The sequence below is a fragment of the Vibrio sp. RE88 genome (assembly GCF_013113835.1).
GTDB lineage: Bacteria > Pseudomonadota > Gammaproteobacteria > Enterobacterales > Vibrionaceae > Vibrio.
The window spans coordinates 11,738-28,164 of record NZ_VTYQ01000005.1 but is presented as its reverse complement, the minus strand read 5'-3'; the positions used below and the strand labels follow the sequence as shown (position 1 = coordinate 28,164).

The window sequence follows — 16,427 nt, the reverse complement described above, 5'->3', positions numbered from 1 at the left end:
AACAATCGAGTAAACTATGAATCCTGTTGTAATTTCAGTATGTATCATGCTGCTTCTAGCACTGATGCGCGTGAATGTCGTGGTCGCCCTGACATTCAGTGCTATCGTCGGTGGCCTTGTTGCTGGCATGGACCTTAACGATGCTGTTGCTGCATTTGAAAGTGGCCTAGGTGGCGGTGCAACAATTGCACTTAGCTACGCTATGCTTGGGACATTTGCTGTCGCTATCTCTAAATCGGGGATCACCGATTTACTGGCAAACAGTGTCATCAAACGTATCCACGGTAAAGAAAACGGCTCTGCTTCGACAGGTCTTAAGTACGCAGTGTTAATCGCACTGATCTTAGTGACTATGTCTTCTCAGAACGTCGTACCTGTGCATATCGCCTTCATCCCTATTCTTATTCCACCTCTATTAGGCGTTTTTGCGAAGCTCAATCTAGACCGTCGTATGATTGCCTGTGTGCTGACATTTGGTCTAGTGACACCCTACATGGTGTTACCGGTTGGCTTTGGCGGTATCTTCCTCAACAACATCCTACTCAAAAACCTGCACGATAATGGTTTGGAGTCTGTAGTGGCGAGCCAAGTCCCTGTTGCTATGTTGCTGCCAGCAGCAGGTATGATCTTCGGTTTATTGACAGCCATTTTCTTTAGTTACCGTAAGCCTCGTCAATACAAGGAAACGGATCTGACACACGTTGAAGAAAACACACCGTCAATCAACAAAAAGAACATCCTAATTGCTTGTGCTGGTATCATCGCAGCACTTACCGTCCAGCTAACCACAGGTTCGATGATCATCGGTGCCCTAGCTGGTTTCATGGTCTTCACGTTTGGTGGTGTGATCGCATGGAAAGAAACCCATGACGTGTTCACTAAAGGCGTGCATATGATGGCGATGATTGGCTTCATCATGATTGCCGCCGCTGGTTTTGCTGCCGTAATGAAGCAAACAGGTGGAGTAGAATCTTTGGTAGAAGCACTATCGACTAGTATCGGTGACAACAAACCGCTAGCCGCTCTTCTGATGCTGATTGTTGGCCTCTTGGTCACTATGGGCATTGGTTCTTCGTTCTCAACCATCCCAATCATTGCAACGATCTACGTACCACTGGCAGCGGCCTTTGGTTTCTCACCAATGGCGACAATCGCTCTAGTCGGTACAGCGGCAGCATTGGGTGATGCGGGCTCTCCAGCGTCTGACTCAACACTTGGCCCTACGTCTGGCCTGAATGCGGATGGCCAACATGAACACATTTGGGAAACCGTGGTTCCGACCTTTGTTCACTACAACATCCCATTGATCGTGTTTGGTTGGATTGCGGCTATGGTTCTCTAATCGAGCCCAAAGCAAAACAACAGACAAAAAAAAAGCTGACTTTGATAGTCAGCTTTTTTATTACCTATTGGATGTTACTTAGCGTGCTTATCTGCAACAGCCGACAAGACTGGCACCATGTCTTTCAGCAATTCTTCTTCTACAGGCTTACCTGAAGAGTCAGTGACGTTGATAGAAGTACGGTTACCTAAATCACCAAATAGGAAAGTGTAAGTCCCTGATGATAGGCCAATCGGCTTCACGCCAATCTCAGTCCAGAATGCATCGTCCGGTGCAGCGTACTTAGCTTTCACTGTCCCTTGCGATTGGTTACGCTCTTCAATGGTAAAGCCCATCTCAGGAAGAAGCTTAGGCAGACGAGGCCACAACACGTTGTAAGGAGTACGTGCGATGATCACAGGGAAACCACTGCGGTCAGTGCCCATAGAGATCGGGATCTGCTTAACCAGCTCTTGAGCACGGCGTGCCGCTTCCTGACGAATATCTAGGTCGTAACGAGCAGTCACTAGGTTGGTCATCAAGGCGTTGTAGCGCTCTTTATTGGTCGCAGAGACTGGCATTTGTTTGCCTGCTTCGCGCCAATCGATCAGAGAGATCTTAAAGCCATAGCGATTATTCGCTTCAACACTGGTGATTTCATAGCGAGAACCGATTTCAGCGTCTTCGTCTTCAGACTTCCAGCTGACCCAATCCGTCTCGATACGGTTATCCGTTTGCTCACGAATAGCAATGTTCTGCTCTTGCAGCATCTTCAGCGCCGTTTGCCAAACTTTGTTCAGCTCGTCTTCACGCAATAGCCATAGTGTTACTTCGCCATTTTTGCGCTCCGCACGTGCGCCTGGAATCAACTCCAGAACCTGCTGCGGTGGGCGAATGTCCACATCACGACCGACACCGCCACTAAACTCTCCCTGAGGAATCTGGTAGTTGGTGTAGTTACGCGGATTCACACCTTCGATGTTATTCCACTCAGTCAGAGGTGGAGTATTGAGATACTCAAAATCGTCCTTCGCCTGACGACGCTGAGTTGCGTCACCAGAACAGGCACTTAAAACAAAAACAGCTAGCGAACTGACAACTAGCTGATGAGACAATTTCATTGAAACTCCTGATAAGTAAATGCCGAAGCTTTGTGCTTCGGCAATTCATTCTGATTTAGTAGATGCAAGCTTCCGTCATTGCCTGCGCCACAGTTGGGCGAGCATTTTCAGACAACTCTGTTAGCGGCAGTCTTAAGTCACCGTGAGCAATCAAGCCCATTTTGTGCGCAGCCCACTTAACTGGAATCGGGCTCGACTCAACAAACAGATTCTTATGAAGCGGCATCAAGCGTTGGTTGATAATCTCGGCTTCTTCGTACTTACCTTCAAGGGCAAGCTTCATCATTTTCGCCATATCTTCCGCCGCGATGTTATTCGTAACAGAAATCACACCTTGGCCACCTTGCTTAACAAAATCAAGGCCACTCGAATCATCACCACTTAGTAAGATAAAATCTTCGCCACAAAGTTCACGGTGAATTGCAATTCTGCTTAAATCGCCCGTTGCATCTTTTAGCGCCACGATATTATCGATTTCTGCCAGACGAGCAACTGTTTCTGGCAACAAATCTACCGCAGTGCGACCTGGCACGTTGTAGAGGATTTGTGGCACGTCGCTTTCTTCAGCAATCGCCTTATAGTGCTGGAACAAACCTTCCTGGGTTGGTTTGTTGTAATACGGTGTCACACTCAGACAACCGGCAATACCAGAGTTGTTTAACAAGCGACTGAAAGTGACTGATTCATGAGTAGCATTCGCTCCTGTCCCTGCAATCACAGGAATACGACCTTCAGCAAATTCTACCGCTTTGGTAACAACCTTGACATGCTCTTCAACGGTTAACGTTGCAGATTCACCTGTTGTGCCAACGGCCACAATTCCATCTGAGCCAGATTCGACGTGAAAATCCACAAGTTTTTTCAGGCTTACGTAATCTACTTCGCCATCATTATTAAACGGTGTAATTAACGCTACGATACTTCCTGAAAACATGTCTTTCTCCCTAATTTAGATACTTTCTGCATGGTACTGTAAGGCGATTGAAAAAGACAAGGGATTAAACCCGCTTAAATCACCTATTTGAGTGAATATTTATCAGATGTTAGAACTTTGGCAACTTACGCCTTTTTTACAGCCCGTTGTCAGCCTGAGGTTAGAAATACCAAGCCCTCAGACAGGGTCAGTAACGAGTGCAGAAAATTGCATCAGATTTCTCTAGAGCGGACATTTTTCTCCTCAGTAACTGTGCTAAGCTATCTCATTAATAATCATAACAATGCTCGAAGTGATATTATGACTCAACATCTGGTGATTACAGCGGTAGGAACGGACCGCCCCGGTGTCTGCAACCAAGTGGTTCACCTGGTCACACAATCTGGATGCAATATTGTTGATAGTCGCATTGCGCTTTTTGGCAATGAATTCACCCTCATTATGCTGCTTTCCGGCAACAATGCCGCGGTCACTCGCGTCGAAACTACGCTGCCTTTATTAGGTCAGGAACTTGACCTCATCACCATGATGAAACGTACATCACAACATGCTCATGCTGACAATTCTTACAGCTTAGAAGTCTTTGTTGAATCTGATGATGAAGTAGGACTGACAGAGAAATTTACTCAGTTCTTCGCTGATAAAAACATTGGCCTTGCATCGCTCAGCGCACAGACCATAGATAAAGCGAAGATTCAGTCGACGCAAAACCAGTTCCATATTGCGATCACGGCCACCGTTGACGCCGATTGTAATTTGATGCAGTTGCAGGAAGAATTCGAAGCATTGTGCTCAAGCCTTGGCGTTCAAGGCTCATTAAACTTCATAAAGAACAGTCAATAAAAAGGAAAATCAATGAACACGCTAACAGCTGGCACTCCGGCTCCGGCATTTTCCCTGCTGGATCAAGACGGCAACACAGTGTCACTCAGTGACTTTGCTGGTAAAAAGATTCTTTTCTACTTCTACCCAAAAGCCATGACTCCAGGCTGTACCGTTCAGGCACAAGGTCTGCGCGATACTAAAGCAGAACTGGATGCTCACAACGTTGTTGTACTTGGCGTAAGCATTGACCCAGTGAAACGCCTAGGTAAGTTTATCGAGCGTGACAACCTTAACTTCACTCTATTGTCTGATGAAGACCACGCAGCCGCTGACCAATTCGGTGTTTGGGGTGAGAAGAAGTTCATGGGTAAAGTTTATGACGGTCTGCACCGCATCAGCTTCCTTATCAATGAAGAAGGTGTGATTGAACACGTCTTTAATAAGTTCAAGACCAAAAATCACCATGAAGTGGTTTTGGATTACTTGAACGAGAATAAGTAATCGCTACTTATAAAAAAACGCCAGCTTGTCGCTGGCGTTTTTGTTTCATTGCACTTAAACAATAAACTTGTTCAGTATTGCATCTTGCTCTCGGACATTTTCCGTCTGTACCTGCATGGCAATATTGGCGTTTTCTGCAGAGTCAGCCACCTGTGTCGACAGGTCTTTGATCTTCACAGTATTGCTGTTGATCTCTTCCGCCACCAAACTCTGCTCTTCTGCCGCAGAAGCGATTTGCATGTTCATGTCAGTAATGCTCTGAATTGCATCACGAATGCGCTGTAAGGATTCATTGGCCGCTTGAGCTTTATCCACCGCGTCCACCGCGGTGTTCTTGCTTTCATGCATTGCTGCTGACACTGAGCTTGCGCCCGCTTGTAGCTGCTCAATCATGCTGCGAATTTCAGTTGTCGATTCCTGAGTACGCTGCGCTAGAGTTCGAACCTCATCCGCTACAACTGCGAAACCTCGACCCGATTCACCCGCACGTGCTGCCTCAATTGCCGCATTCAAGGCTAGTAGGTTCGTTTGATCGGCAATGTCATTAATCACTTTAAGGATGGTTTCTATGTTCGCGGTCGCAGACTCCAGACCTTGAACTTCTTCGACTGCTTGATCGATGCGCGCCGACAGTGCGTCAATCGATGCCGTGGTATCACTTACTACTGAAGAACCTTGCTGCGTCGCTTCATCGGCGTCCTTCGCTGCACCAGCGGCGCCTTGAGCGTTATTCGCGACTTCTGTTGCCGTCACTGCCATTTCGTTCATCGCGGTTGCAAGCTGCTCAAGCTCTTGCAACTGACTACGCATCGCTTCTGCAGACTCTTGTGAGCCCTGAACTGTCATCTCAGTACCACGTAGGATTTCAGCACCAATGGCTTTCGACTGCTGGATCTGCTTCTGCAAGGTCTCAGTAAAGGTATTAAAACCTTCTGCCAGCTCAGCAAACTCTTTATCTGTGTTTGTGTTCAGACGTTTGGTTAAGTCACCCTGACCGGAAGCAACATCTTTGATCGCTTCGTTAAGCGTACCCAGTGGGCGCATCAGGAATTTAATCAGGAAGCTCAGTACCACAACACTCAAGACAACACTGATCACAGCGTAAAGAATTGAACTGCTACGCATATCGTCGATAGCCGCGAACGCGATGCTTTCATCAACGATCGCACCGATATACCAGTTTTCACTTGGTACTTTGGTAAAGTGAACAAGGAATGACTCGCCATCTATTTCAATGTGCTGATTACCTTCCTGAATTTTTACGTCAGGCAGATAAGTCGTTAAGTTTTGACCATTGTTTTTGGCTTCAGGGTGCGCAATGGTAGTGCCGTCTGCTGTCACAATAAACAAGTAACCCGCATCAAGCAGGTTGGCACTGTTGACCAAGTCCGCCAAGCCAGTCAGCTCAAGGTCATAGAACATGCCAGCAGTAAACTGACCATTGTCGCGTACTGGTGTACCAATGGAGATAATAACTTTCTTCGAAGAAGCATCGACATACGGGTCAGTCACGACTAACTGACCTTGAGATTTAGCGTCAATATACCAAGGGCGCACACGTGGGTCGTAATCCGGCCCCGCATCCCAACCGTCATCATTCTCTATTACAAAGCCATCGGCTTCATAACCAAAACCTACGGCTAAAAAGCTGCCTTTCACCAAAGGCTTTTCCAATATTGCCTGAATACGGCTGCGATCTTGTGGATCAAGTTCAATGACTTCGGTCGTGGATTGAGCAAGCGACTTCTTGCTCTCCATTTCCGAAGTGACGGTGTTTTTTACCCCTTTGACCATCTCGGTCAGACTAGTATCGACAAGCGCTTCCACTTCTGTCTTTACCGTGCTCAATTGTTGCACTGAAAGTAACATCACAGTTACTAACAATAAGGCAGATGAAGCTGCAACGATCTTTTGACTGAATCTCATAGTGTCCCTCAAAGATTATTTCGTTTTTTAATTTATAGTTGTTATGTCGGTATCTATTATTATCGTCCTAAACGACGAAGACTTAAGAAATTTCTTACAGATTTGCCACAAAATACGTATCACTGTTGTAAAAAGTATATACGGTTTGCGCAAATAAAAAGCCTCAAAGCGAAGGCTTTGAGGCTTTTTAATCGATGAGATTGTAGGTTGAGCTTACCCGGGGTGTGAATAAACTTCGTCTTCGTCATTGCTTGGCAGTGCATTCCATACCGCTTTCACCAAAGTAGCTAACGGGATAGCAAAGAATACGCCCCAGAAGCCCCACAGACCACCAAACACCAATACGGCAACAATGATAGCAACTGGGTGTAAATTCACTGCTTCAGAGAACAGAACCGGAACCAGAACATTGCCGTCCAGCGCCTGAATGATGCCATAAGCAATCAGCAGCCAGTAAAACTGAGGCGTCAGCCCCCACTGGAACAGACCAACCATTGCCACTGGCACTGTCACCGCAGCCGCGCCAATATACGGAATCAACACAGAGAGACCGACCGCAACGGCAAGCAACACCGAATAACGCAAATCTAAAATTGCGAAGGTCACATAGCTCACGCCACCGACAATTAGGATTTCCACCACTTTGCCGCGAATGTAGTTCGAGATTTGCTCATTCATTTCATGCCAGACTTTGGTTGCCAGCTTACGGTTGCGTGGTAGTACACCACTCGCCATGGCAATCATCTCTTGCTTATCTTTGAGCAAGAAGAACACCAGTAGCGGCACCAAAATCAGATAGACCGCCAGTGTTGCAATGCTCACCAGCGAAGCGAGCGAGCCCTTAACGACTGTTTCACCCATCACAATCACTTGGTTCTTCGCGTTGGTCACCAGCGATTCGACAATCTGGAAATTATCCAACTCAGGATAACGCTGCGGAAGCTCCGCAATCACCTTCTGTAGCCCAGTGTACATCGAAGGAATATCGTTCATAAGATTGCCGACTTGCTGCCAGATAGTCGGGACGAGGCCAAATACCGCCACCAGCATCAAACTGGTAAAACCGAGAATAACTAAGATGACCGACAACGTTCTTGGAATGCCAAGGCGGGACAACTGAGAAACCGGCCATTCCAGCAAGTAAGCCAAAACAATCGCGACAAGCAAAGGCGCAATCAGATTGCCGAAGAAGTAAATCGTGATAAAGCCGAAGAGCAGAATCGCAACCAAGCTCACAGCATGTGGATCAGAAAAACGTCGCTTGTACCAACGACTCACCATCTCAAACATTCGACAAGGTTCCTTTAGTCACTTGCAAACAGTAATAACCATCCAACTCTTCGCAGACCAACTCGAAGGATTGCTTAAGAAGGAAATGTTTTATATCTGACATAGAACTGGGGTCTGAAACATAAATGGTTGCTTGTTGTCCTTCACACAGCCCTTTAGTGTGACGTTTGGCAAGTAATAGTGCCATAGGGCAGCGCTCTTGACGCAAATCCAAAAGATTCAGTTCCATTCTTCAGCCCGATGCTTATCATAGGAGGAATATTGTATAGTGTTTTTTTCCAAGCGTCAGTGCAAATACATCGATGCAACGAAAAGTTTCACTTTGACATAACTCAATTCAATGGAACACTTTACACTCGATAGATGAATGAAAGGCGCACAACTCACATAGCGGCAGCCAATCGACGGTGAAACCATCTCAGTAAAAGAGTGTCAAAAAGCTATACCTCCAGCCTGACACCGTTCATTATAACCAAATGACTCAGACTGAGTGGATAGACCAAATGATCATGGAGTATCACCAATAAAATATGTTTAGACGTACGCGCTCACTTGTCTGCTTATGCGTCGCAGCTTCGCTGGGTATACAGACACCAACCTACGCCAATACTCTCGATTTACCTGATATTGGTACGGCAGCCAGTAGCACTTTGACCATAGATCAAGAGCTACAATACGGTGACGCCTACATGCGCATGCTGCGTAACAACCAACCTATCGTCAATGACCCAGTTCTGAATGAATACATAGACAGCTTAGGCCACCAGTTGGTTGCCAGCGCCAGTGACGTAAAAACCCCGTTTACCTTCTTTATGATCCGTGACCGCAATATCAACGCTTTTGCGTTTTTTGGTGGTTACGTGGCTCTGCATACTGGGCTATTTCTTCATGCCAAAAGTGAAAGCGAGTTGGCTTCCGTTGTCGCACACGAAATAGCGCACGTTACTCAACGCCACCTCGCACGCAGTATGGAAGAACAGGCAAGACGATCTCCCGCGACAATGGCGGCATTGGCAGGCTCACTGCTTCTCGCTATCGCTGCGCCTGAAGCGGGTATCGCAGCGATTACCGCAACCACTGCTGGTAATATTCAGGGCCAGATCAACTACACACGTAGCAACGAGAAAGAAGCTGATCGCTTTGGTATCGACACGCTGGCCAAAGCCGGTTTTGACGTCAACGCGATGCCGCGCTTTTTCAGTCGCCTAGCCGATGAATACCGATACGCCAGTAAGCCACCACCAATGCTGCTGACGCACCCGCTACCGGAAGATCGTATTACTGACAGCCGAGCCAGAGCACAAAATTACCCAGCAAGAAGAGTTGACCCATCACTAAATTACAACCTTGCCCGCGCTCGTATTGTCGCCCGCTATGCTGGCATCAGTGCCAAAGCCGCTATGGATTGGTTGGCTCGAACAGAGAAAAAGGCCCCGGCAAGCCTGAAATCTTCATACCAATATGGCCGAGCTCTGGTTCATTTAGACAACAATGAGCTGGATGAAGCCAACACGATTTTACAATCCTTGATCCAGCAGCAACCGAACAACAACTTCTACCTCGACGCTATGTCCGATTTGTACATTGCGCAGAAGAAGGCTGGTGAAGCAGAGAAAATGCTGCAAAAAGCGTTGAAAAGTAAACCAAACAACGCCGTGTTAACCATCAATTACGCTAACGTTTTGATGAAGCAAGATAAAAACGAAGAAGCGGTGCGTGTTCTTCAGCGCTACACCCACGATAACCCTAACGATGTGAATGGTTGGCACTTACTGTCTGAAGCCAGTATTCATCTAGGCCGCAGTGACGAAGACCTCGCTGCTCGTGCGGAAATTTTAGCTCTGAAAGCCAATTGGAATAAGGCGATTCAGTATTACACTCAAGCCAGCCAACTTGCCGAACTTGGCAGCCTAAAGCAAGCACGCTACGATGCGCGAATCGATCAGCTTATGGTTCAGCGTGATCGTTTTATGGCTCTACAATAATGATGGAACGGATGACACGCCGTTCCCAATAACTCGGAGACTCAACTTATGTCAGTCGTGATTTATCACAACCCTCGTTGCTCAAAAAGCCGCCAGACTTTGGCGCTTCTCGAAGAAAAAAATATCCAGCCAGAAATCATTAAATACCTCGACACACCACCAAGCGTGGCTGAATTGAAGTCACTTTTCGCACAGCTCAAGCTAGATAACGTTCGCGCTATGATGCGCACCAAAGAAGATATCTATAAAGAGCTCAACCTAGCAGATGCGACAGACGAACAGTTATTCGAAGCCATGGCTGCCAATCCAAAACTGATTGAACGTCCAATTGTCGTCAGCAATGGTCAAGCAAAACACGGTCGTCCACCAGAGCAGGTTCTCGATATTCTATGAGTTGCCAGATTGTCGTCCTTTATTACAGCCGACATGGTTCTACCCGCGCATTAGCGCGGCAAATTGCCCGAGGGATAGAATCTATCCCTCACTGCGAAGCCTTGATTCGTACGGTTGAAGACATAGATGAAAGGCAACAAGCTCAAGATCCTGTAGTGACTTTAAATGAACTAAAAGCCTGTGATGGCCTAGCGATGGGTAGCCCGGTCTGGTTTGGCAACATGTCCGCCTCACTCAAACACTTCTGGGACCAGACGACGTCTTTGTGGGTCTCTGGCGATTTGATCGATAAGCCGGCATGTGTCTTTAGCTCCTCTTCCAGTTTACATGGCGGGCAGGAAACAACATTGCAAACCATGATGTTACCTCTGCTACACCACGGAATGATGATCTTAGGGATTCCTTATTCTGAGCCGACACTGCACACCACGCAAACAGGCGGTACACCTTACGGCGCCACGTCTGTAACTCATGACGGGGCTTCACTCAGTCAAGATGAAATCGAACTGGCACAACAACTCGGTAAACGCTTGGCAACCACCGCGTTAAAAATGAAGGACTGATGGCATGCAGGAAATGCAATCTCAAACCAAATTATTCCGGCTTCTAGCGTTATGTGGAAACCTCGGTCTGCTTGCTTGGGTGGCCCTGTGGCAACTTAGCTTGTCTCCTCACCCTCACATCAGCAACATTACGCTCGCCATTGCCTGGAGCATTCCGCTGCTGTTGCCGTTACCTGGCATTCTGGCGGGCAAACCGTACACACACGCTTGGGCCAACTTCGTGCTGATGCTGTACTTTCTGCATGCGTTAACCATTCTTTATATCGATGGTGGTGAACGCTGGCTAGCAGGTATAGAGCTGATTCTTACTGCTGCGGCCTTCGCCGGTAACATTCTTTATGCACGCTCCCGTGGTAAAGAATTAGGGCTTAAGCTCAAACGGTTATCGAAAGTCGAAAAAGAAGAAAAGGAACGATTCGAATAAAAAAGGTCTGGCATTTGCCAGACCTTTTTCGTTATTCAATTGCGTCTTCGAGCGCTTCTTGAGCCTCTTCTGAATCTATCGATTCAGCTTCATGCTCCATTTCTGTCGCGGGTGCCCCTAACCATTCAAATGTCAGAATTTGCTCCGATGGAATGACAGCTGGAACCTCAACAGGAGTGCCAATATTCGCTTGCGCTCCACTGACCGAATCATCAGGCGATTCAATTTGTGGCTCGTCAATAACAACGGGTTGAGACTCAGTGCTGTTTTCCAGTTGAGTCACCTGCCCCATGCGGCTGACTTCCTGCTCAAATTCCGCTTGAGAAGCCAATAGATGCACATTGAACGTTACCTGATTACCCTGAATCTTTAGAATATCCGTTGCGGCTACTGAGCTGAGTTTTTTCAGCTGTTTCTCTAACGTGAAAAAATCCACCGCATTATTTAACGAAGTAAAACGAACTTTTACAGTTTCAGAAGACTCACTTGCAACGACTACTGCGCTCTTCTTCGCATAGTAGTCACTGATCTGGTTCACCATCTTAGTCGCAGAATCCGCTCCACTGTTTGAACCAGATACTGGCGCTTGGCGCGTTATACCAATCGTCGCAGGTTTTTGATCGTACAAAGTCCAACGTAGCGAGTTACCCTGCACTCGCACGACCAATACAGCATCAACTGGGTAACGTTGGCTAGCTTCACCAACAGGGCGCGCAAAACCGCCCCAAAGATCAGAGGCAGCTACACCTGTAATATCATCAAAATCTCCAACTGGAACAGTCAGCGGTAGGCCGCGCTTTTCGGCTTCCACTCTCATCTGACCAAGCACTGGTGAATCAGAATGTTCCCAGTTGATATTACGATCGTACTGAGTCTCTTCCACCAACCAAACTAACAGATTGGCACGAGCAGCAGGCCAAATCGGTAATTGAGCCTGACTTAACAGAGAACGGATATGAGGCGCACTGAAGCCCAGTCGCAGTGTTTGCTGGCCATCAAGTTGCCCATAACTGATTTGCGAAAGGTACTGAGAGTTTTGTTTCAGAGCCTTTTGCACGACCTGATTTGATACCGCACTTTGATCGCCAGAAGCACGAACGATGATCTCTTTCATTCCATCTACACGAGCTTGGGCATCCGCATTTTCAACGCTTTGATCAAGCACAATCTCAGTCTGATATAAATCTACATTGGTCAAAGCAGCGGCAGGGAACCCCACCAGCCCTAAAGCCAACAAAACTAAATGGCGCATAGCTTTCCTAAGGTCAATTCTTCATTGCAGCTTCGGATGATAAGCAACTATCCAATCTTGAGCAACTAAAGGTCGGATTTATGTGTTTTGGCACCCTTAAACCATCACGCTTACTGATTGGTTAATTATTGTTTATTTGATCCACTTCAGATTGCAAACGATTGCCAAGGTGATAAAATCCCGCGAATTTTATTTTTCTGTTGAGTATTTAGCTAATGCTCTTCGATTTACCACATTAAGGAATAAGCCATGAAAAACGCCATTCAAGGTGCACAGATGCTATTTGTCGCATTTGGGGCTCTCGTGTTGGTCCCATTGCTGACAGGATTAGATCCTAGTGTCGCTCTATTTGGTGCAGGCGTCGGAACCCTTCTTTTCCAACTTGTCACTCGCCGCTCTGTTCCTATCTTCCTTGCTTCATCTTTTGCTTTTATTGCCCCTATTCTTTACGGAGTTCAAACTTGGGGTGTGCCTGCAACTATGGGTGGCCTAATGGCGGCCGGTTGTGTGTACGTTGCAATGGGGGCACTCATTAAAGTACGTGGTGTCGAAATTATTCATAAGCTACTTCCACCGGTTGTAGTCGGCCCGGTCATCATGGTGATCGGTTTAGGTCTCGCCCCCGTCGCCGTTAATATGGCGTTGGGTAAGGTAGATGGTTCACAGGTCATTGACGCAAATGCCTCACTGGTTATCTCTGTCGCCTCATTACTAACAACCATCATTCTCAGTGTTTTCGCCAAAGGCTTCCTGAAGTTAACACCAATTCTGGGCGGCATCGTTGTCGGATATGCGCTAAGCCTCAGCTACGGCATCGTTGACTTCACACCAGTCCATGAAGCAGCTTGGTTTGCATTACCAAACTTCACTACTCCTGAATTTAACATCAACGCCATCTTATTTATGATTCCCGTCGCTATTGCGCCTGCGGTTGAGCACGTAGGGGATATGCTCGCGATCTCGAACGTAACAGGTAAAAACTACATCAAAAAGCCAGGGCTGCATCGCACCATCGCAGGTGACGGGGTGGCAACCATTGCCGCTTCTATGGTTGGCGCTCCGCCGAATACCACCTACTCCGAAGTAACGGGAGCGGTCATGCTGACTAAAGCGTTTAACCCTGTGATCATGACGTGGGCTGCGGTGAGCGCGATTGTATTAGCACTGGTAGGTAAGCTTGGTGCGGTTTTACAAACCATTCCTATGCCTGTCATGGGCGGCATTATGATTCTGCTGTTTGGTTCAATTGCAACTGTCGGCTTAAACACACTTATCAAGAATAATGTCGACCTGCACAAATCTCGCAACCTAGTTATCGTTGCGATCACTCTAGTATTTGGTATCGGTGGTATGGCCTTTGGTATTGGCGAATTCAGCCTGCAAGGCGTCAGCTTATGTGGCATCGTTGCCATACTGCTTAATCTAGTCCTTCCAAAAGATTTGGGCGAAAACCACGTCGTGGATAACGCGCAAATGGAAGACGAAGCCAAGTAGAATCGAAAAAGGGTTGATGTCCACACATCAACCCTTTTTAAAGTAACCCATCAGACGATTCAAATTGCTCGTTACAAACACAGCTCTGCAAATTGCCCACGCGTCAAGGCAGCCAAATCTTTCGGCGCTAATTCGATTTCCAAACCACGCTTACCAGCACTGACACAAATAGTCTCTCTGTTTTCCGCGCTCTGATGAATAAAAGTAGGCAACGCTTTTTTCTGACCAAGCGGGCTAATTCCCCCCACCACGTACCCTGTCGTTTTTTGCGCGATTTCAGGATTCGCCATTTCTGCCTTCTTGGCTTTAGCGGCTTTAGCAGCCAGCTTAAGGTTCAGTTTTTGGTCGACCGGAATGACAGCAACCGCCAAGTTTTTAGGCTCTCCATTCATACAGAACAACAAAGTCTTAAACACTTGCTCCGGATCTTGTCCCAACGCTTCAACCGCCTCCAAACCATAGCTATCTGCACGAGGGTCATGATCATACTGATGAATAGTGTGGGTGACTTTTTTCTTCTTAGCGAGATTGATTGCCGGGGTCATGCTGATTCCATTAAGTAAATAACAAAAAAGCACTGCAGAATGTGCAGCGCTTTTAAGTTAATGAGATTTCGAAGTTTTAGTCAACTTACTTGTAAACAATCTCGCCAGCAGGTGCGTACTTGTTAACATCAACTGGGCTGTTCGCTTCTAGGTACTCTTTTAGAACCTCAGCGTCTACGAAACCAGTATTAACGTAACCAGGGTGACCTGTCAGTTTAGGGTAACCATCACCGCCCGCGGCGTTAAAGCTTGGGATTGTGAAACGGTAAGTCTCATCTAAACGAAGCTGTTCGCCACCGATAACAACATTAGATACCTGACCGTTTGCTACTGTCATAGAGATACCAGCAAACTGTGCGTACGCGCCAGAGTCAACAGGTTTAGTTGCAACTACGTTTAGGTAGTCCAGAACTTCTTTACCCGTCATGTCAGTGTAAGTCAGGATGTTAGCGAACGGTTGTACAGTCAGTACGTCTTTATACGTTACATCGCCGCCTTCAATAGAGTCACGAACACCACCGGAGTTCATTACTGCGAAGTCCGCTTTTGCACGCTCCATGTGAGCAGTTGCAATCAGACGACCTAGGTTAGTTTGCTTAAAGCGAACGACGTTACGGTCACCTTCAAGCTTGCCGTTCGTTTCTGCAATCTTCACATCCAGCCGCGCTTTACCTTTTTCTTGGTAAGGGCGTAGGAATTCAAGCAGCTCTTCATCTTGCTTGATTTCATCTTCGATAAGAACACGTTGCTTCTTACCATCGATCTTAACTTTCTTCTTCAAGTTAACTGGGATCAGGTCGTAGCTCACCATTTCTAGCTCACCGTTACGGAATTCGTAATCAGCACGACCTACATATTTACCCCACTCGTGAGCCTGAACAATGTAAGTACCATTTTGCAGGTCTGGCTTACACTCGTCAGAAGGCTTGAAGTTCTTCTTAACGACGTTTGGCGCTTCCATACATACTGGCTCTTGAGAGTGACCACCGACGATCATGTCCAGAGAGCCTTCGTCTAGGTAGCGTGCAAGAGCCACGTCACCCGGAGCATTAACACCACGCTTACCATCTTCGTAGTGGCCCATGTGAGTCACAGCAAAGATCAGATCAGGTTTTTCAGTTTCTTCGATCTCAGCGATAAGCTTCTTCGCTTCTTCTTTAGGGTCGCGGAAGTCGATACCACCAATAAATTCTGGGTTACCGATCTTAGCCGTATCTTCAGTAGTAAGACCGATTACCGCAATTTTAATACCCTGCTTATCAAACATCTGGTAAGCCTGGAACATACGCTCGCCAGTTTCTTTGTCGTAGATGTTTGCAGATAGCATTGGGAAGTTTGCCCACTCTTTCTGCTTAAACAGAACGTCAAGTGGGTTATCAAATTCGTGGTTACCTAATGCCATTGCATCGTAACCAATCTTGTTCATGCCTTTGAAATCTGGCTCAGCATCTTGCAGGTCAGACTCTGGAACACCTGTGTTGATGTCACCGCCAGATAGCAGTAGTACGCTACCACCGTCGGCTTCTACTTCTGCACGCAGCTCGTCAACCAACGTTTTACGAGCAGCCATGCCGTACTCACCATATTTGTTCTGCCAGAAACGACCGTGATGGTCATTGGTGTGTAGAACTGTCAGCTTATAAGTTTTATCCGCTTCCCACTCTTGCTGAGGTGCTGTTGCACAACCAGCTAGAGTTGCAAGAATCGCTGCGCTTAGTGCGGTTTTTACAATCAGGCGTTGCTTCATTGTCATACCTTTGAATTTTTGGGGATTTCCACTGCTTGATACTGAGTTTATTGAACAGACGCGCTCAGCAACCAATAGCTGAGAACTCAGTAAAACTTGAACTAGT

At 47.0% G+C, this 16,427-nt stretch carries 16 protein-coding genes; 8 read left to right on the top strand and 8 right to left on the bottom strand.

Going from position 1 to position 16,427, the window contains the following annotated elements:
- Positions 1-16 precede the first annotated feature (16 nt).
- Positions 17-1,342: a Na+/H+ antiporter family protein gene (locus F0265_RS12585; RefSeq protein ID WP_171749164.1), complete on the top strand. Its 1,326-nt coding sequence runs from the start codon at positions 17-19 to the stop codon at positions 1,340-1,342.
- A 74-nt stretch (positions 1,343-1,416) separates the two neighbouring features.
- Here the strand turns inward: F0265_RS12585 and bamC are convergent, their stop codons facing one another.
- Together bamC and dapA are read right to left on the bottom strand one after the other, a co-directional pair.
- Complete coding sequence (gene bamC / locus F0265_RS12580; protein ID WP_171749163.1) at positions 1,417-2,442, bottom strand: outer membrane protein assembly factor BamC; 1,026 nt, start codon at positions 2,440-2,442, stop codon at positions 1,417-1,419.
- Between the two features lie 55 nt (positions 2,443-2,497).
- On the bottom strand, positions 2,498-3,376 hold the full coding sequence (dapA, locus tag F0265_RS12575; protein WP_171749162.1) for a 4-hydroxy-tetrahydrodipicolinate synthase: 879 nt from the start codon (positions 3,374-3,376) through the stop codon (positions 2,498-2,500).
- 300 nt (positions 3,377-3,676) lie between these two features.
- On the opposite strand from dapA, the gene F0265_RS12570 reads away from it, so the two are divergent.
- A complete protein-coding gene (locus tag F0265_RS12570; RefSeq protein ID WP_006963084.1) occupies positions 3,677-4,219 on the top strand; it encodes a glycine cleavage system protein R in 543 nt (180 codons plus the stop codon).
- Positions 4,220-4,231: 12 nt separating this feature from the next.
- On the top strand, positions 4,232-4,702 hold the full coding sequence (gene bcp / locus F0265_RS12565; protein ID WP_006963085.1) for a thioredoxin-dependent thiol peroxidase: 471 nt from the start codon (positions 4,232-4,234) through the stop codon (positions 4,700-4,702).
- A gap of 54 nt (positions 4,703-4,756) precedes the next feature.
- Here the strand turns inward: bcp and F0265_RS12560 are convergent, their stop codons facing one another.
- The 3 genes from F0265_RS12560 to F0265_RS12550 form a co-directional block, all read right to left on the bottom strand.
- Positions 4,757-6,628, bottom strand: coding sequence for a methyl-accepting chemotaxis protein (locus F0265_RS12560; protein WP_171749161.1), 1,872 nt, complete (start codon positions 6,626-6,628; stop codon positions 4,757-4,759).
- A gap of 213 nt (positions 6,629-6,841) precedes the next feature.
- A complete protein-coding gene (locus F0265_RS12555; RefSeq protein ID WP_171749160.1) occupies positions 6,842-7,918 on the bottom strand; it encodes an AI-2E family transporter in 1,077 nt (358 codons plus the stop codon).
- Entirely contained in the window at positions 7,911-8,147 is a 237-nt protein-coding gene (locus F0265_RS12550; protein ID WP_171749159.1) for a sulfurtransferase TusA family protein, read from the bottom strand. The genes F0265_RS12555 and F0265_RS12550 overlap by 8 nt, the downstream gene beginning before the upstream one ends.
- A gap of 301 nt (positions 8,148-8,448) precedes the next feature.
- On the opposite strand from F0265_RS12550, the gene F0265_RS12545 reads away from it, so the two are divergent.
- Genes F0265_RS12545 through F0265_RS12530 form a run of 4 tightly spaced genes read left to right on the top strand, consistent with a single transcriptional unit; the run spans position 8,449 to position 11,283 of the window.
- The gene (locus tag F0265_RS12545) at positions 8,449-9,903 is read left to right on the top strand and encodes a M48 family metallopeptidase (RefSeq protein WP_171749158.1); all 1,455 of its coding nucleotides are present in this window, start codon (positions 8,449-8,451) and stop codon (positions 9,901-9,903) included.
- Between the two features lie 48 nt (positions 9,904-9,951).
- Positions 9,952-10,296 carry an arsenate reductase (glutaredoxin) gene (gene arsC / locus F0265_RS12540; protein WP_171749157.1) on the top strand — a complete coding sequence of 115 codons (345 nt, stop codon included), beginning with the start codon at positions 9,952-9,954 and terminating at the stop codon, positions 10,294-10,296.
- Positions 10,293-10,859 (top strand): NAD(P)H:quinone oxidoreductase, encoded by a 567-nt coding sequence (wrbA, locus tag F0265_RS12535; protein WP_082314267.1) that lies wholly within the window; start codon positions 10,293-10,295, stop codon positions 10,857-10,859. Before arsC ends, wrbA begins: the two co-directional genes overlap by 4 nt.
- Positions 10,860-10,863: 4 nt before the next feature.
- Positions 10,864-11,283, top strand: a complete 420-nt coding sequence (locus F0265_RS12530) for a DUF2069 domain-containing protein (RefSeq protein ID WP_043008892.1) — start codon at positions 10,864-10,866, stop codon at positions 11,281-11,283.
- Between the two features lie 31 nt (positions 11,284-11,314).
- On the opposite strand, the gene F0265_RS12525 is transcribed toward F0265_RS12530, so the two are convergent.
- Positions 11,315-12,535, bottom strand: a complete 1,221-nt coding sequence (locus F0265_RS12525) for a DUF2066 domain-containing protein (RefSeq protein WP_171749156.1) — start codon at positions 12,533-12,535, stop codon at positions 11,315-11,317.
- Positions 12,536-12,784: 249 nt separating this feature from the next.
- On the opposite strand from F0265_RS12525, the gene F0265_RS12520 reads away from it, so the two are divergent.
- Positions 12,785-14,029, top strand: coding sequence for a uracil-xanthine permease family protein (locus F0265_RS12520; RefSeq protein WP_171749155.1), 1,245 nt, complete (start codon positions 12,785-12,787; stop codon positions 14,027-14,029).
- Between the two features lie 71 nt (positions 14,030-14,100).
- On the opposite strand, the gene ybaK is transcribed toward F0265_RS12520, so the two are convergent.
- Together ybaK and ushA are read right to left on the bottom strand one after the other, a co-directional pair.
- Positions 14,101-14,574, bottom strand: a complete 474-nt coding sequence (ybaK, locus tag F0265_RS12515) for a Cys-tRNA(Pro) deacylase (RefSeq protein WP_171749154.1) — start codon at positions 14,572-14,574, stop codon at positions 14,101-14,103.
- An 85-nt stretch (positions 14,575-14,659) separates the two neighbouring features.
- The gene (gene ushA, locus F0265_RS12510; RefSeq protein WP_171749153.1) at positions 14,660-16,321 is read right to left on the bottom strand and encodes a bifunctional UDP-sugar hydrolase/5'-nucleotidase UshA; all 1,662 of its coding nucleotides are present in this window, start codon (positions 16,319-16,321) and stop codon (positions 14,660-14,662) included.
- Between the last annotated feature and the right edge of the window lie 106 nt (positions 16,322-16,427).